The organism is Halostella litorea (assembly GCF_004785955.1).
Lineage (GTDB): Archaea > Halobacteriota > Halobacteria > Halobacteriales > Natronoarchaeaceae > Halostella > Halostella litorea.
On the sequence record NZ_SJER01000009.1, the window covers coordinates 43,611 to 67,729 of the forward strand.

A 24,119-nucleotide genomic window follows, 5' to 3' on the forward strand; every position below is an offset into this window, starting at 1 on the left:
AATAACGCTACTTTTGGAAGGTGATCTCGATCTTTAGGCTCGACGCCTCTTCCGGCATCCGCTCAAACAGGTCCTGCACCTTCGTGTAGTCCTGTTCGGACCGCAACGTCAAGCTGACCTGCGTCCGCTCAACGTCGGCGGTCCCCTGAAGAGCACCGGGAACACCCTCCCTGTCGGGCAGCATGAAGGTGACATCGCCGTACTCGACGCTCCCCGTCTGGTGGTTGTTTCGCCACTTGCTCCGCATCGCAGCGACGTCGTCGCCGTTGTACTCGAAGCGCCACGTATCAGCCTCTGTGTCGGCCTTCCGGAACGGATAGCCGGGCACCCAGTCGGTGGCCTTGTCCGACCCGGTTGTGTTGACCACGTACTCCGGTTCCTCGTCCTTCCCGATGTTCTCCAGCAGGAACGTCCGCACCATGTACTCGGTGACGCTGTCGTCGAAGCGGTCGGTGACCTTGTTGACGGTGAACTGGTCACCCGGTTCCAAGTCCTCGATGTACGCCAGAATCTGGTCACCGATTCGGTCGGACACCGTCGGGACAATCTTGACGGTGGTCGGCTCGCGATCGCCGAGCGATCCGAGATACCGACCGCCGGCCTCCAGCACGTAGTCGTCGACGAGGAACTCGTTGACCGCCTCACGAGCAACCGATTCGGTCTCGTCTGGTGGCAGGAACACCGCTTCGTCCGACCGAACTTCCCCGATGATCGTGTCGAGATTCGCGTACCCGTCGTCGTCGATATGCTCCTCGATACGGTCCACGAGGGACGACGCACCGACGACCTCCGCACCGCCAACGTCGCGAAGCGTCGCGTCGGACTGCGGCTTGTCGAGGATCTCGTTCCCTTTCACGATGACGTACTGGTCCTCACGGGCGAGCCGGCCGATAGCCCGCATCACAACATCGTGACTGTCGCCGTCGATCCAGATCTCGCCGTCCTCAACGAGTTCCAGTTCGAAGTCGCCGATATCGAGCGCAGTCGTCCCGCTCCCGAAGCGCTGGCGGAGCTCCTGCTCAGCGTCATCGACACCCCACACGTCCACGTCATCCTGCTGAACGAGTACAGTGTCCAGCGAGCTTCCGGAAAGGTCGTCGCGGAATCCGCCAGTATCACGGGCGAGTACCGGCTTGCCGTCGAGCGCTTCGACGGTTGCGTTCAACACGTCGTTGGCACTGCCAGGAATCGGGAGTTCCGGGTCACGGAGGAACTGCTCGTAGATATCCTCGACCGATATTTCCCCACGTCGCTCCAGAAGGTCCTCGGCGATGTCCCAGACGTGCGACTGGAGGTCGAACGGGTCAGCTGCCGCAGAGTCCGCAATGTTCGAGGCGTCGAGTTCCGCCTCGTCGAGGACGAAGACATCGAGATCCATCGGCTCCACTTTCGCCCACTCGTCATCGTCCATCAGATTGTCGCCGTCGATCACATCGCCGTACAGGAGTTGAAGCTCTTCACGGAGCTCGTTCTCCTCCTGCTCCATCATACTGCGAATCGATGTGCGGATTTCGTCGTCGAGAGACTCGTCGGCAAGTACCTGTCGCGCGCCCTCGATGTACCGTGCCTTGTCGATATACCGTGTGCCGGACTCGATGGCCTTGTCTCCCGAGGGCTGGACGAACACGAGTGTGTTGCGCCACTCGCGTCCACGACCGTCGTTCGTGATGACCTTCTTCACTTCGTCCTTGGTCCACTGGCCGTCCTTCACGACGACCTTCACCTCACGGTCGTCCGGGATATCCCGCATATCGTTCGTCCGGAACCCGACTGGGTGCGCGTTCGAGCCGAAGATATCCGTGATGAAGTCCGCGATCTCGGCCTTCGCTGACGTCTCGGACACATCCACGGCTGCGTTCCGGATGAGTGCGTTCGGGTTCTGCCGGTCGCGGATGGCGTACTTCCCGTTCAGCTTATGGAGGTGCCATGCAACGCCGTGCAATCGTTCGAGGTTGAGGACGACGTCGGAGACGAGATCACCTGTCTGGTAGGCACCTATCACGATCTCCGACACCTCCGCACCCTCGCCTTCGCTCGGCTTCAACGAGTAGAGGAGAATCGTGTTCAGGATGCGACGACCGTGGGGCACTTCATCCGTGTCAACACGACTTTTGATGTCACCGGTAGCGGCGTTCAGTCGTTCGTAGTTGATCTTCGCCAGTTCGTCCTCAAACTCGATGGCGTCGATGTCGCCGTGTGTGATCAGGTCCGTCTGATCCTGCATCTGCAAGAGGACCTTCGAGAAGAGGTAGATCATCCCGCGCGTGTTCTGGTTGCCCTCATCGGCGTAGTAGCGTGTCTCGAGGGCATCCAGAAGCACAGGGTGGAACGGATAGAGATCGTGCATCTCCGACAGCAAGTCGTCGGGGAGATCAACGTGCCCGTCGGCTTGGTCATATGCGTCGAAGTACCCGTTGACGATCTCGCGGGCCGCACTCTCGTTTACGGAGTCGATCAGGCGGTGGCGCAGGACCTCGCGCTTGTCCACCTGGTTGTTCATGTTGACCTCGACCGCCTGTTCCCGATTCAGAATGTCGTGAACCTCAGATCCTTCGCGGAGCACCGAGACGATCGTGTAGAGTTCGAGATCCGAGAGCGCGGTCGATTCGAGCAGTGACTGGAGGAAGGCCTTGTTCGCGCTCTTTCGGTCACCCTGAAGCGTATCGAACCAGTCCTCTAATTCGTCCACGAAGAATGCGACCGTGGTGTCGCCGACAGCCTCCTGAATCGTCTGCATATCGGGATAGCCACCCGACTCGAACGTTCCAGGATCGTAATCGAGCGCCTCGAAGAACGGCTCCCAGAGGTACTCGTACTGTTCGTTCTGCATCGCAACCGTGATCGGCGTCGCCGACTCCGGAAGCGCAGCGTCGAACCCTTCAACCGAATCACTTGCCCACGCAGCCGCGGCGTCGGGATCGTCGAAACAGTGGTACAGTGCCACCATCTGGTGAGACTTCCCACTGCCGTACGGGCCATAGAGAATGTGCGTGCCACGTGGGTCGTCCCCAGTCAAGGAATCACGAAGAATCGAAAGGGCCTCCCGAAGGCCCTGAGTCATCAGCGTCCGTTCGAAAAAGAGTGCTGCGTCAGACTCGAACTCGTCATCGTCATCAACATTGTAGAGTTTTACCTGCCCATCGATCTGTCCTTCTTCCCGAAGCTCGCGGCTGAGAGTCACCGTGTCTTCGAGCGTATTTGGTAAGGATCCCGTCTGTGCCATCTTGATACTTAAACAAACCTCAGTGGCACCCAATAAACACTATGGTCCCGCGAATTCAGCAGCTTTGTTAGTAGTCTTCAGCCATATCGGGAGGAATCGGAGTGTGGGTGCAATTCGGCCGACTAGGGATTGTTACGGGCGTGTCGTAGTTCTCTTTATCATACCGTTCTTTCAATCGGTTAAGTAGCGGGTCAATTTCCCACGTGTCGCCAGCTAGTTTCCTGGTACACTCTGACCCTCTGTTTTCGTGTGGCGAATGTGGAATATAGCATTCTGAGTACCCGAGTTCCTTCAGTTGTAGAAATGCCCCGTGGTTGTAGAAGCGAACAGCTTGCATTCGAATCAAGGCCTCATTCCAATCGCTGCTAAACGTATTATTATCGTGTGAATGCGGCGATTCGCGCCGTGGAAGCTCCTGTAGAACACGTTCGTATGCCTCTTGATATTCAATTTCGCAGTCAAAGAAGTCGAGGAGAATATCTCGTGCATTTTGTTCTCGGTCACCGCCTTCTACCCTCTTTCCATAGATTGGGCGACCAGGAATGATATCGGCGATCTGCGTTTGAAGGGCATCGTTACTTCGGATTGCTTCGGGGATTTCTAAGTAGTGACTGGCCCACTGGGTCATCTTTGATTACCTACCCTAATGTTATTTCACACCCACTTAGTGATTCGGTGGGAGTTCAGCTGCATATTTTCACTTCCGAAATGGAGACACAGCTGCCTGGTTGCTGATTTGTAGTCACAAAACGTATTTCACGCACACCTGCTTCTACGAACATATGAGCGGGTACGACCTCGTCGATATCGAGGTCACACACGAATCTGCTGACGATCTTCTGGATTCACTGTCTGAGGACGGTACTGATGGGAGTCATCTGCAGAGTATCCAGGCACTCCGTCTGCAAGCAGGCCAACCAGATTCAGAACTCCGGTCACTGAAAGAGTTGGACGAGAACGCCGTCAAACTTCTCGAACACCAAGTGGATGCAGCCTACCGGGCTCTCTTCGAAATGGACGGAAAAGCACTCCTGGCTGACGAGGTCGGTCTCGGGAAGACCATCGAGGTCGGGATGATTCTCAAAGAGATGCACTTCCGTGAAACGGACGAATCCGTCCTCATCCTCACTCCTGCACAGTTGGCCAAACAGTGGCAGGCTGAACTCCGAGAGAAATTCGGTCTTGACTTCGTCTGCAACTACGACGACGAATTCGAAGATTTCGACGCCCACGATTACATCATTGCAAGCATCGATACTGCGAAGAGCGAGCGACATCGTCAGACGGTTCTTGACCGCAACTGGGACGTTCTGGTACTCGACGAGGCCCACTACGTCAAAAACGAAGAGACGGACCGTTACGACCTGATTGACCGACTTTCCTACAACTACGCGTTCTTCCTGACGGCGACGCCGATTCAGAACGAATTGACTGACCTGTACAACGTCGTCTCGCTACTCCGCCCTGGGCTATTCGGCACACGCGACGTCTTCCACCACTACTTCGTGAACAGCAATCAGGAGACACTGGTGAATCGAGACGAGCTACAGGATCGGTTGAACAAAGTGATGATCCGGAACCGACGGGAAGACACAGATATCGATTTCACAGATCGGACTATCGACACACGGACGTTCGATCCCACCCCGAAGGAACGTGAACTCTACCAGGCAGTCTCCGACTACGTCAAAGGTGCGTACAGTCAGGACCAAGGCCAGAAGCTCGTATTGATGCTCCTTCAGAAGGAGGTCGTCAGCAGCCCGGTCGCACTCAAGAAGACCATCGAGAAGCGACTCTACGACCAGTCGGAGCTCACGCACGCAGACGAACTGGAGTCGATCTTAGATCTGATCGATGAGATCGATACCGTGACCAAACAGGAACGGCTCTTGGATATCGTCGAAGAAGCCCGCGACAACGTTGAGATGGGGAGAGTCATCGTCTTCACTCAGTTCCGAGCAACCCAACAGCAGATCCTCGACAGACTCGCCTCGGAGGGATACACAGTACACGCATTCCACGGCGGGCACTCAAGCAGCGAGAAGGAGCAAATTGTCGAAGACTTCGAAGAAGAGGGAGGAATCCTCGTCTCAACCGACGCTATGAGTGAAGGCCGTAACCTACAGTTTTGCAATATATTAGTCAATTTAGACTTGCCGTGGAATCCGATGCGTGTTGAACAACGTATCGGACGCGTACACCGGATCGGCCAGAAGCGAGACGTATTCATCTTCAACATGGCGTTGAAAGATACAGTCGAAGAGTACGTACTGGAACGGTTGTACCACAAGATCGATCTCTTCCAGCAGAGCGTCGGAGAACTGAGTTCAATCTTGAGCCGCTTGGAAGAGTCGGGAACAAGCTTCGAAGACGAGATCTTCGAACGGTTGGTGGCCGCTGATTCCGAAGTCGATCTTGAGAACGACTTCGATGCGATGGCAGTTGACCTCCAGGAACAGCGCGAACTCGCCGACAAACTTGAGGAGTTCAATAGCGGTGTGTTCGAAGGATTCGATCTGGGGGAGAGCGATGACTGACGCTTCGATTTCTGTCACGCAATCTGTGGTAGAGCAGTTCACAGAACGGTATCTCCGATCTATCGGCTGTTCCATCGAGCGAAGTGACGATCGCTGGCTGGTGTCGGTACCCGATGACACAGACACCGAGATTACCCACGGGAGACACACACTCATCCGGGGGGAGGGTACTCCAGACGATGACGATGATAGAACGAAACGGCTGCATCCAGAGAGTGCGTTCTTTCAACAGCTACTCCGTGAGGCGGGTGAACGATCGCCGTCTGGCAAGCTGTCGATAGAGAGTGAATCTGACATCGAGAGTCCGGAGTGGATCCAAAACGGCGCTGTCGAGGTACAGAGCGCACAGTTCACTCCGTACTACGACCGCACAGCCATCGTGGTTCTCTTTCGTGTCGGTATCGAGACCGTCAGTGAATACCAGCAAGAGCTTCTCCGCGCCATCGCTGTAGACGCGCGGTCAGAGGAGAGCCTTCCAAAGCTGGCGGAGACATTCCTCGACACCACCACAGTAGAGACCGAGACGGCCTCTGATGGCGCTGTACAGCTGACCAAGACAGATGTGCGACCTCTCCTCGAAACAGCTCGGGAACTGTTGCTGGAAAGCGTACAGGGGCAGCTCGACGACATTCATCGAGAAGCCTCGCGTGCGGCAGATTCAGAAGTTGAAGAGTACCGTCAGATGCAACAACAGCGTATCCAGGAGCTACAGGAAGAACACTCGAACCTGTCGTCGAAGATCAACGATCTGAGTGAGAAGATCAACACAGGAGACGAGGATTCACGCGTCCGGGCGTTGCGAGAACGGAAAAAACTCAAATCGGAGTACGAGGAACTCGACGAGACGCTCAGCGAATTACAGGAGCGCCGTGACAGTGGATTCCCCAATCGACAACGAGAAATCCGAGAGCGGCACTCACTCGACGTGCAGGTCACACCGCTTACTCTGACGGAAGTTGAGTACGAGCGAGGCGAGATCGATTTCGAACTTATCGACGGTAGCATACATCAAACCGTCACTCTCGGATACGGGAGTGGGATCGGTGTAGTCGATACTGTTCGATGTTCGTCGTGTGAACGCGAACTCACCGAACGCAACCCGCTTCAAACGATTTCAGATGGACTCAAATGCCAGAGTTGTACCAAAGAGCGGTGATACGGCGACCCCTCGATAGTTCAATAGAGCAAAGCCCCGGAGCGAATAGAGCCAGTACACTGATTAGTCAAGGAAGCCGCCGAACGAGTTGGATATCTGGAACTGAAGGCAACGTCAGGGCTACCGAAGTGAGAATTTGCTGAAAAGATTCGAAACCTCGGTGAAGTGGCGCTGTTAGTCTTGGAGGGTGGCAACTGTTCGGCCCGTTTCCTCGGCCTCTTCGCTGCGCGACATATTGTACGTCGCGAGCGCTTCTTCAACCGCCTCATCAAGACTCATTGGTCGACCTAATTTTGACTCTTCTACCGTATAAACGCATGCATGGCACCAGACAAGTAACAAGCAGCCTCAGTTCATCTCGGTCGGTGCTGAGTGCGCGGATGTTCTTCTCTGCTCTGAGGAATCCGTTGCCGCCGAACAACTTGGCTCCGAACGAATTCCGGTTATGTCCAAGGAGATATCTGGATCTGCGGTATGACTACTCGAGAACGCTGGCTTCTGAACGCTGTTCTTGACTAATCAGCGCGACTAGGTCCGCTTTCGAGAGTGGGTCAATATCAACACGGACCCCTTGTGCAGTATAGAAGATCCCTGCGGTCACTTCTCGACCAGAGAACCATTCATTTAGCACGTGATAGTACACGCTGAGTTGCTTCCGATACTCATCCTCGGCGTGTCGCCCGAGGTCGGTTTTGAAGTCGATAATCTCGACGGTATCGGGACGAAGGTGAACGAGGTCGACGATTCCTGAGATGGTGACCTGCTCTCCGTCGACAGCGAGTGGCAGATACGCATCCTCCTCAACTCGCAGCTCACCATCGAGCGAGTCTATGAACGACTTGATGTGACGCTCGTCGTCGTTCGAGGGTTCGACATCCCCCTCCAGTACGTACCGCTCAGCGAATTCGTGGGTCTGCGTTCCGAACGCGGTCCCTCTTCCGTCGTCGACGTCCTCGAACACATCGTCGCGCATGAGCGTGTGCGGCGAGTGTCCGACCGGGCCGTCCGGCGTCGGCACGGAAATCTGCAAGTGTGCCTGCGTCGTCTCGTCGATGTCGTCTTCCTGAATGTCGGGCTCCAGTTCCTCGATGTCGACCGGGAGCTCTTCAATGAACGTGTTCGGGCTCTCGGCTGCAGCGAACACGAGATGGCTCTCAGCCCGCGTCATCGCGACGTAGAGCAAGCGTCGCTCTTCGTCGTATCCACGCGGCAGACACTTCCGGAGGACGTCAGTCCGCCAGTTGTCGTGAATATGTGGATACCCGTGATCATCGGCGTAGAGCTTTCGCTGGCGTAGTCCAATCGGATCGTCGAACGCGATCGCGTTACTGTTCCCGCCTGACGGTGGGAAGCAATGGGAGTTCATGTTCGCGAGCACGACAATAGGGTGCTCGAGTCCCTTGGCCGCATGGATGGTCTGGACCGTCACCGAATTCATCCCAGCGCTCGCGTGGACCTCGTGGGTGCTTCCGTCCTCGATGCCGCGTTCGATGAATCGGATGAGGTCACCTCGTGTCAATGTCGTCGCGCTGTGGACGGACTGAATCGTCGTCAGCAGCACGTCGGCGTAGGCCCCGTCGTAGTCGTACTGGGAGAATACACGCTGGGCAACCCCACCGACCGTCTCCAGGGCCGCAAGCTTCGACTTGAACGCCTGCATGTTGGTGGGGTACTCCTCGCTATCGAGGACGTGTTTGACCTCGTCGAGCGTGTAGCCAGCTTCTTCAAGCACGACTGCCCATCCCCGCTCCGCGTCGGATTCGAGAATTCGCAGCCACGCCAGGAGAAGCTTCGCCGGGTCAGACCGGAACAACTCGATGCCTCCTTCGTACGCCATCGGTAATCCATACGCCTCAGCGACAGAGAGGAGTTCTCGGCCGAAGTCACGAGTCCGGGTGAGGACGGCGATATCACCGTACTCTGGCAGACGAAGTTCCCCATCCTCCTCGACCTGATACGTATCGTTCCCGACGATCTCCTGAATCTTGGTCAGAACGGCTTCGTGTTCGTCTTCGTGTTGAATCGACTCTATCTGAGAGTTCTCGTGCGAGGCGTTCGAGGAGAGTGACACAATTCTATCTCGCACGGCCGTCTCGTCGACATCGTCTGTGCTCGCCGCAGGCGTCACTAGGCTGTGCTCGGAGAAGTCGAGGATGGCCTGCGTCGAGCGGTAGTTCTCGACCAGTTCGATATCGATGATCGGGCGGGTCGCCCACGATACTCGCTCATGATCCTCGTTGAGTTCGTCGACGAACCGATCCAGCCGGGATTCGAACTCAGTAATGTTCTCGACGGCGGCGTACTGGAACGAGTAGATGCTCTGTTTCCAGTCACCGACGACACAGACGTTGTTCGTGTTCGCGAGCAGGAGTGCGAGTTTGAACTGGATCTCGCTGGAGTCCTGGAACTCGTCGATCATCACGTACTCGAACGCGACATCGTCGCGGAGTCGGTGGTCGTCACAGAGCAGGACGAACGCGAACAGCTGCAGGAAGCTGAAGTTGAGGTAGTTCCGACTGAGTGCGAATTCAAGATACTCGTGGTAGACGTCGTGAACGAAGTTCTTGAGGCCCTCTCGCTGTTCGTCAAACACCAGCTGTGCGACGCCATCAGGAACCTGCTTCTCACCCCATCCGCCACGGATCTCGTCTTCCTCGGGCGCGTCTGGGAGGTAGCATTTGTCGTTGCCGTAGCCGCCGAGTTTCGAGCGTAGCTTGGACTGCTTGTTCCCGTCGTTCCGGGGCTGGTTCAGCTCGTCGAAGATCTCGCGGAACGTCTCGAAATCACCGTCCAGATGCCGCTCGCCGTTCCGGTACCAGCCATCGGCCGTCGGGAAGACACCTTTCGCCGCAAGCTGATGGATTAACCCGAGGAGTTCGACTGGTTCCTCGACGGCGCGGAAGAAGTCGTCGTACTCGGGGTGGTCGTCGCTGAACCGACGGATAAACTCGCGGAACTGCACCTTCTCGACGTTCTCGTCTTCGAGGACACGCGTAGACCCCGTAATCCGGTCGTCGATACCGAGGAGCGTCGGTGCCTCGAAGCCGTGTTCCATGAGGATGTCGTGACAGAGGCTGTGGAACGTCTGGATCGGTGCGTCCGAGAGTTCACGCATCCCGTAGTCACAGTGGGCGACGATTCGGTCCTTCATCTCCGTCGCCGCGTTGTTGGTGAACGTCACGAGGAGGACGTCCTCAGGCTCGACGTCGTCTTGGTCGACGATTTCGGCGTAGCGACGGGTGACGGTGAACGTCTTTCCAGTCCCTGCGCCGGCGTCGACGACGTGGATGCCCTGTTTGCTGTCGATGAGGTCTTGCTGTTGGTCGTTTGGTGCAGTCATCGCGACTCACCTTCCAGGATGCAATCGCGGTTGTCCACGTACCGATAGTTTGGATCGCCACCGAGTCCCTGAACCGGAAAGCGCTCATCACCGGCACGACGGTCGTTCAACTCCGATAGGCGATCTTGGACGAACTGCTCGAATGCATCCACATCGCCGGTGAAATAGTTCTGGTTGCGAATACGGAGCAAGTGTCTCAGGGCCTGCTTGCAGCCGTTTTTCACGTACTTGTAGTCCCCGACATCAGCGATCAGTCGTTCTGTGATCGCGTCGCCGAATTCCGATTCGATGAGTTCGTCGCTGTCGCTGGTGTCCGGGAACTCATACCTATCCACCACAGCCCGGTAGATTTCGTACGTCGACTTCGAGAAGGTCTTATTACAGTCGTTCGCGGCGTCTTCCTGCAGTTCCGTGAAGACATCTGGGCTCGCGATGTATTCCTCGAAGGTGACTGGATAGTGGGTCACCGTAGTGAGGCAGTCTTCGAGAGAACCATTCCCAGTCACCACATCATCAAGCGTTTCGAGGAAGTGGAAGAACGTGAATCGCAGTTCCTCATCCGGGTGCTCAGTCCGCTGGTGAGCGAGGTACAGCAACGCCTGGAAGTTCGGTTTGTCGCTCGGTGGATCAAGCGCCGAATGCTTTACAATCGAGTATGCTGACTTCTTTGAGCCACTCTTGTAGTCGAGGAGTCGGCTCGGGCTGTGAACGAGGTCGATCTTACCCTTTAGCCCGAGATCAGTGTTCTCGAACCAGCGTTCAGTGTGCGACGCATCGATGGGGCGGTCGTAATACTCGGCGAAGAAGTTCTCTCCCCAACCACCGTCAGGCGTCACCAGGCCGTCACCGTGAGGCAGGTTTGCATCGAGGAACTCGACGATGGTCTGGAGGCCGACGCGGTACTTGGTGAGTCTGACCTCCCGATCGACGCCTCGGAGGAACGGGTCGACCTCGTCGAGAATGACTGCGGCGACCTCATCGAGTGTGTCCGTCGTGATGGCGTCCGGATGTGAGACGTAGAACTCTGCGAAGTCGTGGAACAGGTTCCCTTCTCTGAAGTGCTCCTTGTCCGGGTTGTCGACGAGTCGACTGAAGAAATAATCGCGGGGGGAGTTGACGTAGGTGTTCAGGCTCGACTGGCTGAGTGCGGTGACGTCCTCGGGGGAGACATCGAGTGGTTCTTTTTCGAATCCGTCCTGTGTCGTTCGAGACGCCCGTGAATGCTGCAGTGAGTCCAAATCACTGAATCGGTCGAACTCCTCATCGAACAGTTCCTCGAAGTATAGACACGGGGTGACGGGCGTTCCACCGGCGGTGTCCTGCACGAGGTAGTACTGGTCGACGCCGTTCTGCAGGAGGAGTTGGAACTGCCGGATGTTCCGCTCGAACTCCTGATCTCGGTCGACCCACGGGCGACGAGGCGACGAATGTGTCCAACCTTCGTCAAGGCCGAGGTAGAACACGACGGCGCGGTCGACGTGAGCAGCCGATTTTGCATCTGCCAATAGGACACCTTCGTTCTCCCGATCCACAGGCACTTCATACGACTGTAGATAGAACTCGAGACGGTCAACTGCCGGTTCGGTGACGGCGTCATCGAGGAGGCCGAGCGTCGCGAGTTCCTCTCTGAAGGCGTCGATAGAGGCGTCCGTGACTGCTTCGTATTCGTCGATGGCCTCCTCGAATGTGCGGGCACGAATCTCATCACGGAACTCAAGGAGCCAGTCTACTTCCGGGTGGTCGAGGTCGTAGAGACGCTTCTCGTCGTGCTCGATGTCGACGGGCATCCCGAGCTGGGTGAGGAGTGGTCGAACGTCGCCTACTCGTGTATCTCGGCCAGCGTGAGCACTTCGAAGGAGCTGTAAGAATGCGCGGTGACGGGCATCGTCGTTGAACCCCGGACCGCCGTAGTATGGAATCTCTGCCGCTTCCAGCGCCGACTCAATGAGCGAGGAATACTGACTGGCTGCATCGAGGACGACAGCCACGTCATCGGCGTTCTCCGGTGTGACCGTATCGAGGACCGCGTCGACGATTGCGGCCGGTGAATCGAGAATGCGGAAGGATGGATGATCGAATAACCCCTCGGTGAACGGGTCGACCGTCTCGTAGTCTGGGGGAAGGATCGAGCGTTCGAGTTCGGTAAGCTGCTTGAAGCCGACAACAGCGACCGACGTGTCGGCTTCGATACTGTACTCAGTGAGACGGTTAGACGTCGTGTCCATCTCTGCGATACAGTCGACAGCAGTGTGCGTTGCCGTCGTCGCGAACTGCTCGTAGTCCAGAATAGCGTCAGCCGTCCCCTGATACTCCCAGCACTGGAGGATGTTCCCGACCGCATAGGACGTCTCCTTCCAGTTGAGATCAGTCGTCTCAATGATTTCGAGAAATGCGAGTCGATCCTCGGCTTGTTCTCGGCGTCGAGCAGCCAGGCGCCGTGGTGTAATCGCGAACGGCCCGAAGTGGGGTTGATCAAGACGCCGGTTCAGGGCACTCGCCATCGGCGCATCCGGCACGAGCACAAGGTCGAAATCCTTGCATTCCTCGTAGAGAGAATCGATAGACTTCGCTCGTGTAATTGACACGGACTATCGGACTCAGGTGGCTTTCAAAAATGTGTCGTCAGAACAGTCCAATCAGAAGTTCGGGATGATTCCGATAGATAGCGGAAGTAGGGGGTAAACGAACGAAAGAGAGATGATGATGAGAGTGACTATTGTCGCTCCTCTGCTAAAATAGTCGTAACCACTGTGGCCGAACGGTCCATCAGTGGGAGCAAAAGAAAGGGTTGCAAGCACTACACCAGAGACCGCTAACGCAAGTGACTGCGGTTGTCCGAACGAAAATGCAAACCCAGACCAGATTGCCAATCCACACCAGACGGTGAGTAGAGCGTAGAAAACCCTTCGAAGTTGGGTTTGTGCCCGCTGACGTTGCGTTTCAGCTAACCCCACGTATGCTGATTTCCGGTCTTCCAGATCACCAAACCGGAATAGATCCTTGTTGAACCGGCGGATATGCTTCTCATAGAAGTCATAGTCGTTCTTCACCTCAGTGATTGTGTCGTCCAGATCCTCAATTCTTCCTTGAATGAGGGGGAGGTAGAACCCAACAATCACAATAAGAACAAAAATCGAAAACGGTGGCACCAGATCTCGGTCGCTCCATCGAAGTACCAAGAAGATGTTCGCGACGATTGCACCAAGGAGTGTGAACGTCAATCGTTGGATATCTTGTGAGGTTTCATTGGCTGCCGACGAAAGCCTCTCAGTCAATCCAGCCATCAAAGTCTGCGTGTCTTCAAGTACATCACTTAGAGCTTCGAAATTTTCTTCGACAGCAGATACCTGGAGGTCCTGATAACTCGATTTAACGTCTTCAATGACCTCAGGGAGCATCTCGATGCCACGCTCCGTACCTCGACAATGTTCAGTTATCGCCAGCTGCCAGAGATCTCGAAATGCGTCTTTTTTCTCTTCAGCTTCAAACGATTGATGAAGGTCTCTAATCGCACAGATTCCACTCTTGCCCCACTCTGCACATTGCTCAGACAAGTCAATCCGGGGGTTGAATTCAGGTTCACTAGAGAATTGGAACTGCATCGTCTGACCGTCACGGTCAACAGCTGCGGAAAGAACTCCTAAGAGAGAATACGCATAGAGAGGAGAAACTTGTTCACTGTCGCAGGTTTCCCAGAGGCCCTCAACTATCGATGGATGGATTGGTGAAAGATCTCCACGCCAGTGAGTGAACTTTCGGGAAGCAGACATAGAGTCAAAATATTGATCGGCAGCCTCCTCAAGTTCCTCCTTTGGGAGTGTTTCGACGCTACTCGCGGTCCACATTGGAACGGGGAAGACCTCATCTGGAGCATCCTGGAGAAAGAGAAAGACAGGGAAGGATTCGTATTCGAAGAGCTCAGCTGCAACCTCATGTGGGCTGCGGCTTCCGATCCATTCGAATAAATCCGACGGCGTCCACCAGAGGAGAGGGTTCAAATCTAAATCAAAAATGAACTCATCGCCGAGAAGTTCAGAGGCAATTCGCCCTTTCTGAAGGCCGATTTCGATAGTGACGGTAGTACTCGCATCGGTGAGTTCTGAGGCAAATTCATAAAGCAAGCCAGCGGCGTTCCGTATTTCGTCTGGATAGTACCGGTCAAACCCTCGGCGATAAAAATCGACATCGACGGCAGGTTCCAGATCGCGGTCAGCGAGCGCCTCTAGACCTTCGTCGTTTACGCTGAGTTCTCTCCCAGACAATTCGAACAACCGCTGATCATCAGCTATCAAGCGAAAGCCGCTAAAATACGCAGGAAACGAATCCCAAGCCTCGAATAGATTTTTGAATGTGTCCTCGGACAGAGAGCTGACCTCAGTATTTACCGAGAGATTAGAGATGGCTTCATCATTGACTGATCCGGTACTCGAAACTGCGACTATCCTTTGAATGAACTCGCGAGGCGTCATTTAAATGAGCTAGAACAGGTCTCGGATGTCAGGAACATTAGACAGGTCATCTACTAAGGAGCGCTTCCCGTTCCCACTTCCGACTGTGAGTTCTGGCTGTAGATCAGATAGTAGCAAATAGAACTGATCTCCATCTCGCGCGAGTTGGACGTTATTACTTTCACGCAACTCACTTATTGATACGCGGATCGATTTTCCTGCAATTCGAACACTAACGTCTCCCTGATCAACGTCTACCTCCGTTCCATCGGCATCATCCAACGTAATTGGGCCTCCATCAGTGAAGTCCTGATACGTGGGATAAGCAGCCGAGGTTTCATTTTCGCTGGCACGTTGCTTGATTGCAGACTCAACTAGTTCGTCCGGGTGCGGAGCTGCTTTGAGATTCAGGAACCCGTACCAATACTTGGCGTAGTGTTGCGCACCTCCCTCCTGATACAGCTGTGCACTATCTTCGTCTATGTGCTCCTCGTATTTGTCGTACTTAGGGTAGACGACGCTTTTGTCCGTCTCTTCTTGGATAACGCGCTCGTTTTCGGTGAATACTGCTTCTGTGTCTTCGTGGTCGAGATCGATTTCGTGGGCGCCTTCTAAGTAGGGAGTTTTTAGAATCGCCGCGAAGGTTTCGTCGTACTCGCTGAATTGGGTATAGATGAGAAGGTCCGATACAGAGCGTGCTTCATTAAGGTAAAGCTGGGAAAGAGACTCTCCAACACTTTCGATGTCACTCCCATCTCGAACTCTTTCAAGTAATTCTACAGTCGTACGGTCCTCATCCTCAAGATTTACCGATGCACTACGAGCAGCATCCGTGAAGGAGTGGTTGCGAGCATTCTTCGTGTCGTCACTATTGTAACGTCGCCCGAGTGTGTCCCGCAGCATACTTGCGACGATCCGCTCGGCTTCTGCACCAGCGTCAGTAACTAGATCGTCTTCATCAAGCGTGCCAACAAGATCCGGGTTCGGATTTTCGATTTCTTCACCCATTTCGCAACTGAATACGGCAACAGACTCGACATCCACCATTTTTTGTAATTCAATAATAGCCGTGGTCAAATGTCTATCGGAGAAGATGACATATTGTGACCACAATCTCAATCCCCCGAGATATGTGTATAGCGGCATATAGTTTATTCCCACTGCTCATTTCATCGCACAATTTTGCGTGGGTTTAGCAGACTGAATTGGTCTGCCCAACCCACAAACTGATAAGGAATCCGACTGAAACGCTGAACGACTCGAATATGCCACTCTTAGAATCGCCATACTGGGCCGCGACCAGGTTTCTAACCGAATTCTGCACCAATCCAATTTCGGACGGTCAAGCCCTCCAGAGATCGCTACAATGAGTCGGTCGGATGCCGAGCAGGAGGGCAAGACCGACGCTGAGCGGGTGCCATCATTCGATGGTGTCCGATGGACCTCGTGCTCGCTCGAGGACTTCACGGGCCTGTACTGGGACGAGATTGCCCCCTGCCTCGAAGCAGAGGGTATCGATCCGAGAGGCGAGAAGCCGACCCACCAGTGGTTTCGGGATCACGATGCGCGGTCATTCCTCGCGGCTCTCCGTCGCCATCACGACCGCTCATTCGGGGAGTTCTGGAACGAGGACCTCGAGCTCGGTGATGATGAAGAGGGCTACACATGGGCAACAACGGATGATGCAACAATCGACGCCCTTGAACAGTTCCTCAACCGGCGGAAATCACGATACAGCCTTGCGACGTCGTCCGTCGACGCGCTGCGAACGCGACTGAATCTCTACGTCCGTGCTTATCGAGAGGGAAATGGGACAGATGACCTCCTTACACCAATTCAACGAGATCAAGAGAATCCAGACTACGAAGCCGTTGACGCGTGCTATGCAGCATTCGACTGGTTGAACGAGGGAACTAAACGCGAATACAGCGCCCAGACTCTCCAGCGTGTGCGGCGCGTCGTCGACGCCTGGTATCAGCATCTGGTCGGTCGACGGATCGCCTCGATGAACCCTGCGAGCGGCCTCTACGACGAATTCAAGTGGGAAGTCGAAGATTCCCCCACGCCTTCGCTTTCAGCGAATCAGATTCGGAAGTTGATGCAGGCGTCGGAGACAACACGAGAACAGCTGCTCGTGGTGGCGTTAGCTGGCTGGGGACTTCGAGCGAGTGAGGTCGCCGCACTCCATGTATCGCAGTTCCACCGTGACGTTCCCGAAGACGACATCCCCTTCATCACGTTCGAGAGCCGCAAGAACGGGCCCGGTGAGGTGTCTCTCCTGTACGGAATGCACGTGCTCGACTCCCGAATCGACGAGCTAGCGGAAGACGATACGTGGACTGGATACCTATTCCCCTCCTCTCAGGGAGAAACGCCGTACGTGACCCGAGATACAATCCGGAATTGGTTCCAAAATCTTGCAATAGAAGCAGATCTCCCCGAGCGGATCAAGGGTGAACGACCAAGTCCACAGCTCTGTCGTCGATTCTGGTACGATACCTATACAGCAGTCCTCGAAGGCGTTCTCGAAGGTGTCGACGAAATCGCTGCAGAGCAAGGTAGTAGCGATCCTCAGGTAGTGATGCAAAACTACCTATCTGACTCGCGTGCTCGCCGAGTCCGACGAGAGTTCATGCGAGACCAACTTAACGCAGCCTTCGGAGAGAGAACGTAACATCAACCCATCTGTCGAGCCATTCCAAATGTCTGTCCTCGGTTGGTGACTGAATCAATGAGTCACAGAGTCACAGATTCAATGAAGTATTGATTTCTGGAAGTTAAGAATCAAAGAGTCCATGATCTATAGCGTCATTTGCCATCATGGAGAGAGCCAATTCACCGACTCATAGAATCATTGAGTCACTGAATCAGTGAGTGCCTGAAGCATTGAGTTGAGGACTCAGGAACACCAGACCTGCATCACGAAATTATTGAATCAATGAATCAGTGAAATCCCGACATTGTGAATCATTGAATCGGTGAGTCAATGATTCAAAGACAGTGCTCGAAAAAGAGATGATCATAACTCTCAGCCCCTCAAACACCGATATCCGACAGATTCGCATTGAAAGAGATACAACTGAGTGTCTGACATGGATTTATGAGTCATTGATTCAATGATCGAACTATGACCGAGTCACCTCGTGGATGGGGCGTCACACCATCGACTGGCATCCCCACGATCGCCTTCGGTAACCAGAAAGGCGGGACTGGAAAGACAACGGCAACGATCAACAGTGCCGCGGCGCTGGCCACTCGCGACCACGATGTTCTTGCAATCGATATGGACCCACAAGCCGACATGACGAAAGGGCTTGGTCTGGGTCCGGGCGACGACAACGATCCATCAAGCCCGAAGAACGAACTCCCCAACACACTAGTCACCGATGACGAGAACCTGCTAGACGTACTCGTCGACAATCCGCGCACGCACGATACTAGTCTTTCAGAGATCGTGATCGAAGCCGACGAGTACGACCATCTGAACTTCGACTTAATCCCCAGTCACAAGGACATGGGCCTTGCTCGAGATTGGATGGACGATGCGAATGCCCGTCTCTCGCTGAAGCTCGCCCTCGAAGAGATGGTTGACGACGGATATGATTACGATTTTATCTTAATCGATTGCCCTCCCGACCTCTCAGTCCTGACGGACGCGGCGTTCATCGCGGCTCAGAACGTCTTCCTGGCTGCACAGACTCAAGCAACATCACGGGATGCACTCGACGATCTGTGGGACCAGCTGGAGTCCATCGAGGACAACCAGCAGATTGAGATCGCAATCGTCGGACTCCTGGCGAACATGTACCGGGACGACGGTCAGTCGCAAAAGTTCCTCAACTCCTTCGACGAGTCCTTCGCGTCAATGGCACCGATTTTCAAGCTCCCGATGCGAGTGGCAGTTCAGCGCGCGTGGGACAACGGACGAGACATTTTCGAATGGGAAGACCCGAACGACCAACAAGTAGAGCAGGACCTCTTCCTAGAAGTTGCGGAGACGATGGAACGAGCGTTTGACAAAACGCAGGTGGAGGCGTAAGAATGCCCCGGGGAATGGACGAGCGGTTCGAGGATCCCTCAGACGAGGTAGATGAGGAGGACGCGGTCGCAGACGAGGAGACCACAGAGACGTCGGAGGAATCGGAAGAACAGGGTCGTGAAACTGCGGCAGCAACCGAGGATCGATCAGATCAGCAGAGAGCCGCATCCACGACTGATACTGATTCGTCGACCAGTGAGGCAGGAGAGACAGATGACGAACCGCTGAACATCCGCGAAGATTGGGATTCAGCCACGATATACGTTGAGCCGGAGCAAAGCGAGGACATCGAGATCACGTTCACTCGCCTGAAAAAGCAGCTCAAACGCGAGGACATCACGCTGGAGAAAAACAAGCACTTCTACCGCGGTGTTTTCGAGGTAGCGTTTGGCGAGCACCAGGAGGAAACGAAGGAGAAGATTCGCGAACTCGCCAAGGAAGACGTCGATCAGTGAATCACAGATTCACAGAATCTCGAATGATGTGAGGTTTTTCCGGCATCGATATGAGGGACTCAGTATCGACCTCCTCTCCCCTTTGAACAGAAGTTGAGGCTGGTGTTCGCAGTGCATACGGTATTGGTGGTATCTGGATGCTGTTTCACGGTCGAAGAAAGTGACATCTAGCGCGCCATACTTGCCCCGATCGCACTCGCAAGCAGTCGCATGGAGCAGCCGCTACCAGAAACACATGGCAGGCGTCCTCTCAAAGGACCGCGCGGACGAGGATCATCTCAGTCGAAAATGGATTACTCACCACCGAGTAGCACGTGTTTTATATCAAGTTACTTGGGATCAGTATCGTTGTTGTCCTCCGAATCTTGACTGATGTCTTTCTCCTCGTCAACCTTTTTTATAACATCTGCACCCCAGCCACCGCTCACTCTTCCGATTCCCTTTTGGATTTTACACCATTCCTTGAATGACCGACTGGGATCCGAAACAGGCGGTCTGGGATGACCGGTACGGGGAAACTCAACCGGGTTAACCCGGCCAGGCAAAAGGTCAATGCGGGAAGTAGGATCAAAGTCACCGTTCAAGATCTCCTCGAAGGTTTGATCAAGGACATCTTCCGGGACATCGTATCGTGCAGTTGGCCGAAAACTTTCCAGATATTGAGCGTGTCATAGAACTCTTCACATACTATGGTCAGTTTGAGTACTATTATAGCAGGTTACTTGCTTAGATACGCGTGCACTAGGTGCACAACGTTTAGAACCGGTTAGAGTGTGCCCTTTCGTTTCCGAATAATGATTTCTCGCACCCGTTCAACGTGGTTCGTCTCGGATTGAACGAATGCTGTGAGGATGGCTTCGACGATCTCGGAGCGGCTGACTCCGAGATCGTCACACTCAGCGACCAGTTCATCCACTTCTCGCACGATCTCCTCGTCAACAGCGACTCCAAACTTCTCTTTCGCCATAGCTACAACAAGCTAAGAACAGCGTGCACCAAGTGTACGGCGCTTCCAATTCGTTACAGCTGATTCAGCAAATCATGAGACCTCTTCTATGACACCCTCGATATTGGTTATCCAGTTCAGACTCTATGTAATCCAGGTAGAGCAGTGTCCCCAACCAATATCTCAGAACCTGGTCGAACTTCGACTCATTCAACGTGGAGATGCACTTGGTCCAGCCACTGCCCACGCTCATCCAGTCCACGATCTCTTCGTCGTGTTGTATCTCGTATCGGATGAATGAAGATGTGATCTCGGCCATAGCAGCATAGCAACTCCATAAAGCCCATTCTCCTGGTGGAGCCGCGTGTTCTCCGTTGCGTACGGTTAGTCCGACGACGATCTTTTCCTCATCGATATTGTCGGGATCTCCCTCAACCACTTTTTCGAGGATATTAGGGATATATTTGAGAGACAGAGAGATGTAAGGTCGGCCGAATCGTTCCGTTGGCCCTCGGCTTACTACGGATTGTGCGGCCCGCCAACCAAGGATTCGGGTCCCTGTTCCAGCGGTGTCCCATAGTTCGGCTTCAGCTGCTTCCTGAAGCATTTTACCGGATTCGTCTACCGCATCTTTCCGGACGTTCTCCCCTGTTGTTTCAAAATCTACGTTGCTGACGAGTTTGCCGAGGCCTTGTGAAGTGTGTGTTGCGACTGGTTCATGACTTTGTTCGACTGCGTTGCTTCCGATAGAGGATATCGTATCGACTGTTTCAGAACCTGCTTCACCGAGATCTTCGTTGACCGTTTTTTCTCCTGCGCTCGGTAACCGATTGGTAGAGAGTTCTTCGAGTGAAATACCTAAAGGCGTATCTTCTTCTACTTGATCTGTAGATATCTGTTTCAGAAGTTCTTCGACTTGGTTGTCGATTACGTCGAGGCCTTGTGTTGCGGCTGGTACGTCTCTGTCATCGATCGCTGAGCGCACGATGGATACTGGGACGAGGAAAGGATCTGTTTCGGACGAGTCGGTGTCGGCGGCTTCTGCATCGGAGATTATCTGGTTTGGTGTGAGGTCTTGCTGGACTCGTTTGATGATTCCTTCAGGCGTGGTTTGTTCGAGGGTGCGGTCGACGAAGAAGTACAGTACAGCGAATGAGGCAGCTGCGAGGCCGAGAGCGACTGAGGTCAAGAGTCTAAGGGTGAACGGGGATACGTGGGTGAATGCGAGTAGGCCGATGATGTCGGCTGCGAGTGAGGCTGCGAAGATTCCGACTGTTTTCTTGTATGCTCTGTCAGTTCTGAACAGGTCGGCTAACCTGGTGGAGTACCTAGATGTGGAGAGTTGGATCCCGAGGATTACAACGGAGAAGACGATGGCGAAGACTGCTGCCTGGATTGATGCCAGTGTTGAGAGGACTTGCTGGCCGTTCCCTGAGAGATTGTAGTTGGTGAGTTCTGCTGCGAGTATTGAGGTCCCAGCGACGACAGCGAAGATAGCTGGGACCGGCCACCGTAACGTTTCTCTCATCTAACAGAGTCAATGACACTACGCTGTCTTCATACAACGGGTTTAGAGAAAGGTAGTTTGACAGAGCTGATGGGTCAGAACAATCATCAACCCGGAAACATACTTTGTGAGCATCATGGACTCTGATGCCGATATCTACGAAGTATTCAGAAGCGACGAAAGCTGCAAAGAGAAGCTGCAGCAACTGGGGAACATCGTCGATAGCGGGACGATCGATCTCCACTTCTATACCAAGATTATCGAGGGGTGCGGGGGTGAGGTCCCTCGGCTGGCATTCAAACGATTGAATGACTTGATCCGGAACCGAGAGATACTGGTGAGGGATCTAGATTCTGCTCTACGAGCTGCCGGGAAATCGGACCCTGACCTTGCACAAGGGTATATGAACAAGTGGCTTGACGAGGAGGAGTACTCGACTGGCTACGTTTCAGGCTACATTCCTCACGTCTACTGGAATCACACGGATCTGCTTCAGCAAGAGCTGCAGAAGTGGTACAGTGATTCACCACTAGTATTTGAGAAAGCTGTAGAACGAACTCTCGAAGCATACTACCGGGTCTGCAGAACAGATGGAGACCTTAATGGTCGGGACAGCGAACTTCTATCGACCCTGAAGGATATCGCAGAGGACGAAGACATTGATCCAGAGCAGGCAGTGAAATCCGTCTCTAAGGACAGCGACTTACTGCGGGCTGATAACATTCTCAAGGACCTTCAGAACCTGCCGTCCAACCTCGATTCATACGGTCTTGGAATTGATTACGACCAAGTCCGGAGTAACGCCGATGACTATCCTTTCCTGATCGGTATTCTGGGCGAGGACTGGATTGATGATCTTCAGTCACAGGGGACACACAGTCTCGCCCGCTTCCTCTCACACGATATCCCCCGGGAAGATGTGTATCGGTTTTTGAGAGCCGACCAGAATCTCGATATCAAGACACGGAACGATCTGGAATCGATCCACTTCTTATCGTACCTGGATCACTGCTGTGAGTCACTCTACGACAACCACGACCCGACAGAATCCCTTGGAGACGACCTTATCAACCGGCAGCAGTACGAGGACACGGTGACCGAGATACAAACATCAAACGCACTTCGACGAGAGTTCGTCGACAGTGACGTGGTTATTGAGGAATCAGTTGCTGGAAGAAAGCCGGATCTGAAAGTCGATCTCGACGACGACACTATCTGGATAGAGGTAACCCATACCCGTCGAACCACAGAAGCACGGCTTAATAGCGTCTTCTCAGCCTCCGGCGGAATAGCTAGCAATGTCCGAAGAAAGGTAACTGAAAAAACCAGAGGTCAGATAACAGATATCAAAGAGGAGGAACCGGACGACTTGACAATGCTCGTGTTGAAGAACGAGTTTTCAGCTATCGACAATCACCATGTCCGGGAGTACGCCGAAGGCGGCCATATCATGGTTCTCGAGGAAGGAGCGGACAATCCGGCGTTGGTGCGTGGTAAACCGGTCGCTGTCCAGGATACGGAGCAGTTCGGAAACAACAACATCGAGGATCTTGATCTCTTGGTCAATTTCGAGCTTTCGGGAGGTCTGAATGCGCCGTATATCGAGGGCCAGGTGTTCTGCTTCAACCCAGATATAGGCGAGAATTTGTTGAAGCGTCTGGGTGAGGCCTTCAATGCTGGAGACCGAGTATTTACTTCAAATCTTACTACCGATGACGAAGAATTAGACGACTGAGAGTAACTAGGACGCCGCTCAACCGTATCTGGGCAGGATGGTCAGGTTGGCAGCGAGTAAGCCGAGCAGGATGATCAGTGCGTCAACCCACCCGGATCTCTCTGAAGTGAATCGGGCCAATCCGAACCGAGAGTACCAGAATTGGATTGGATACTTGGTGAAGAAAATGAAAAAGAGGAAGATCAAGTTGAGAGCAGTAGATCCGAAGACCCAGGCGATCAAGAGCCAGATCAAAGCATAGCCAGCTGCACCTACCGCAAAAAGTTTGAGAAGCGGAGGTGAAGCCTTCGAATCAACACGGTGTTCCAGCCAAGCCAGTTCTGGAGGGATGTTCTCGCTGTTCGAGAAGGCTACAAAGAGACCTGCTTGGTCCAGAAACCAGTCATCAAGGCCTTCAGTCAAGCCGAATAACTCTGCTTCTTCTGCACGTTTCGAGGTATTGTGACTTAGGAGGGCGATGTATAGGCTTGCGTCCTTGGTCATCTTCTCGTGGAAACCGAAGACTCCGAGAACGAACAACGGGATTAGCGGTGAAGCAATTAACACTGGAGAGATCGGCATAGGGAATTGGTCGGTGAGAGCTGCACCCACCTCCAAGAAGATGTGGACCATTGCTACAAGGGTGATTGCTTGGATGAATGGCATCGACCATCGAAGCACCGGCCCAGAAGATGCATGCTGGTTTGAGATCGCCATCTTCCTAAGCAAGGTAAGCCCACTCAGAGAGATCACT

General features: G+C 54.1%; 14 protein-coding genes. 6 read left to right on the forward strand and 8 right to left on the reverse strand.

Annotated elements, in window-relative coordinates; translation table 11 throughout:
• Positions 1 to 7: 7 nt before the first annotated feature.
• Positions 8 to 3,223, reverse strand: coding sequence for a DUF499 domain-containing protein (locus EYW40_RS18725; RefSeq protein ID WP_135823131.1), 3,216 nt, complete (start codon positions 3,221 to 3,223; stop codon positions 8 to 10).
• A 782-nt stretch (positions 3,224 to 4,005) separates the two neighbouring features.
• Here EYW40_RS18725 and EYW40_RS18730 point away from each other — a divergent pair.
• Both EYW40_RS18730 and EYW40_RS18735 read left to right on the forward strand, forming a co-directional pair.
• Positions 4,006 to 5,760, forward strand: coding sequence for a DEAD/DEAH box helicase (locus tag EYW40_RS18730; protein WP_135823132.1), 1,755 nt, complete (start codon positions 4,006 to 4,008; stop codon positions 5,758 to 5,760).
• Positions 5,753 to 6,916: an AAA family ATPase gene (locus EYW40_RS18735; RefSeq protein WP_135823133.1), complete on the forward strand. Its 1,164-nt coding sequence runs from the start codon at positions 5,753 to 5,755 to the stop codon at positions 6,914 to 6,916. The genes EYW40_RS18730 and EYW40_RS18735 overlap by 8 nt, the downstream gene beginning before the upstream one ends.
• Before the next feature lie 478 nt (positions 6,917 to 7,394).
• Here the strand turns inward: EYW40_RS18735 and EYW40_RS18740 are convergent, their stop codons facing one another.
• From EYW40_RS18740 to EYW40_RS20120, 4 genes are read right to left on the reverse strand one after another with little or no spacing between them, the layout of a single operon-like run.
• The gene (locus EYW40_RS18740) at positions 7,395 to 10,256 is read right to left on the reverse strand and encodes a UvrD-helicase domain-containing protein (RefSeq protein WP_135823134.1); all 2,862 of its coding nucleotides are present in this window, start codon (positions 10,254 to 10,256) and stop codon (positions 7,395 to 7,397) included.
• A complete protein-coding gene (locus EYW40_RS18745) occupies positions 10,253 to 12,841 on the reverse strand; it encodes a PD-(D/E)XK nuclease family protein (protein ID WP_202614608.1) in 2,589 nt (862 codons plus the stop codon). The genes EYW40_RS18740 and EYW40_RS18745 overlap by 4 nt, the downstream gene beginning before the upstream one ends.
• A gap of 51 nt (positions 12,842 to 12,892) precedes the next feature.
• Entirely contained in the window at positions 12,893 to 14,725 is a 1,833-nt protein-coding gene (locus EYW40_RS20115; RefSeq protein WP_202614609.1) for a hypothetical protein, read from the reverse strand.
• Between the two features lie 9 nt (positions 14,726 to 14,734).
• Positions 14,735 to 15,751 carry a hypothetical protein gene (locus EYW40_RS20120; RefSeq protein WP_202614610.1) on the reverse strand — a complete coding sequence of 339 codons (1,017 nt, stop codon included), beginning with the start codon at positions 15,749 to 15,751 and terminating at the stop codon, positions 14,735 to 14,737.
• Between the two features lie 319 nt (positions 15,752 to 16,070).
• Here EYW40_RS20120 and EYW40_RS18760 point away from each other — a divergent pair, with 319 nt between their 5' ends.
• The 3 genes from EYW40_RS18760 (at position 16,071) to EYW40_RS18770 (ending at position 19,198) form a co-directional block, all read left to right on the forward strand.
• Complete coding sequence (locus EYW40_RS18760) at positions 16,071 to 17,378, forward strand: tyrosine-type recombinase/integrase (RefSeq protein WP_135823136.1); 1,308 nt, start codon at positions 16,071 to 16,073, stop codon at positions 17,376 to 17,378.
• 453 nt (positions 17,379 to 17,831) lie between these two features.
• Positions 17,832 to 18,743: a ParA family protein gene (locus EYW40_RS18765; RefSeq protein ID WP_135823137.1), complete on the forward strand. Its 912-nt coding sequence runs from the start codon at positions 17,832 to 17,834 to the stop codon at positions 18,741 to 18,743.
• Between the two features lie 14 nt (positions 18,744 to 18,757).
• The gene (locus EYW40_RS18770) at positions 18,758 to 19,198 is read left to right on the forward strand and encodes a DUF8160 family protein (protein WP_202614611.1); all 441 of its coding nucleotides are present in this window, start codon (positions 18,758 to 18,760) and stop codon (positions 19,196 to 19,198) included.
• Positions 19,199 to 19,964: 766 nt separating this feature from the next.
• Here EYW40_RS18770 and EYW40_RS18775 read toward each other — a convergent pair.
• Positions 19,965 to 20,165 carry a ribbon-helix-helix domain-containing protein gene (locus EYW40_RS18775; RefSeq protein WP_135823139.1) on the reverse strand — a complete coding sequence of 67 codons (201 nt, stop codon included), beginning with the start codon at positions 20,163 to 20,165 and terminating at the stop codon, positions 19,965 to 19,967.
• 64 nt (positions 20,166 to 20,229) lie between these two features.
• Positions 20,230 to 21,672: a DUF2254 family protein gene (locus EYW40_RS18780; RefSeq protein WP_135823140.1), complete on the reverse strand. Its 1,443-nt coding sequence runs from the start codon at positions 21,670 to 21,672 to the stop codon at positions 20,230 to 20,232.
• Between the two features lie 115 nt (positions 21,673 to 21,787).
• Here EYW40_RS18780 and EYW40_RS20525 point away from each other — a divergent pair, with 115 nt between their 5' ends.
• Entirely contained in the window at positions 21,788 to 23,386 is a 1,599-nt protein-coding gene (locus EYW40_RS20525; RefSeq protein ID WP_237560653.1) for a hypothetical protein, read from the forward strand.
• A gap of 18 nt (positions 23,387 to 23,404) precedes the next feature.
• On the opposite strand, the gene EYW40_RS18790 is transcribed toward EYW40_RS20525, so the two are convergent.
• The gene (locus tag EYW40_RS18790) at positions 23,405 to 23,998 is read right to left on the reverse strand and encodes a hypothetical protein (RefSeq protein WP_161973255.1); all 594 of its coding nucleotides are present in this window, start codon (positions 23,996 to 23,998) and stop codon (positions 23,405 to 23,407) included.
• Between the last annotated feature and the right edge of the window lie 121 nt (positions 23,999 to 24,119).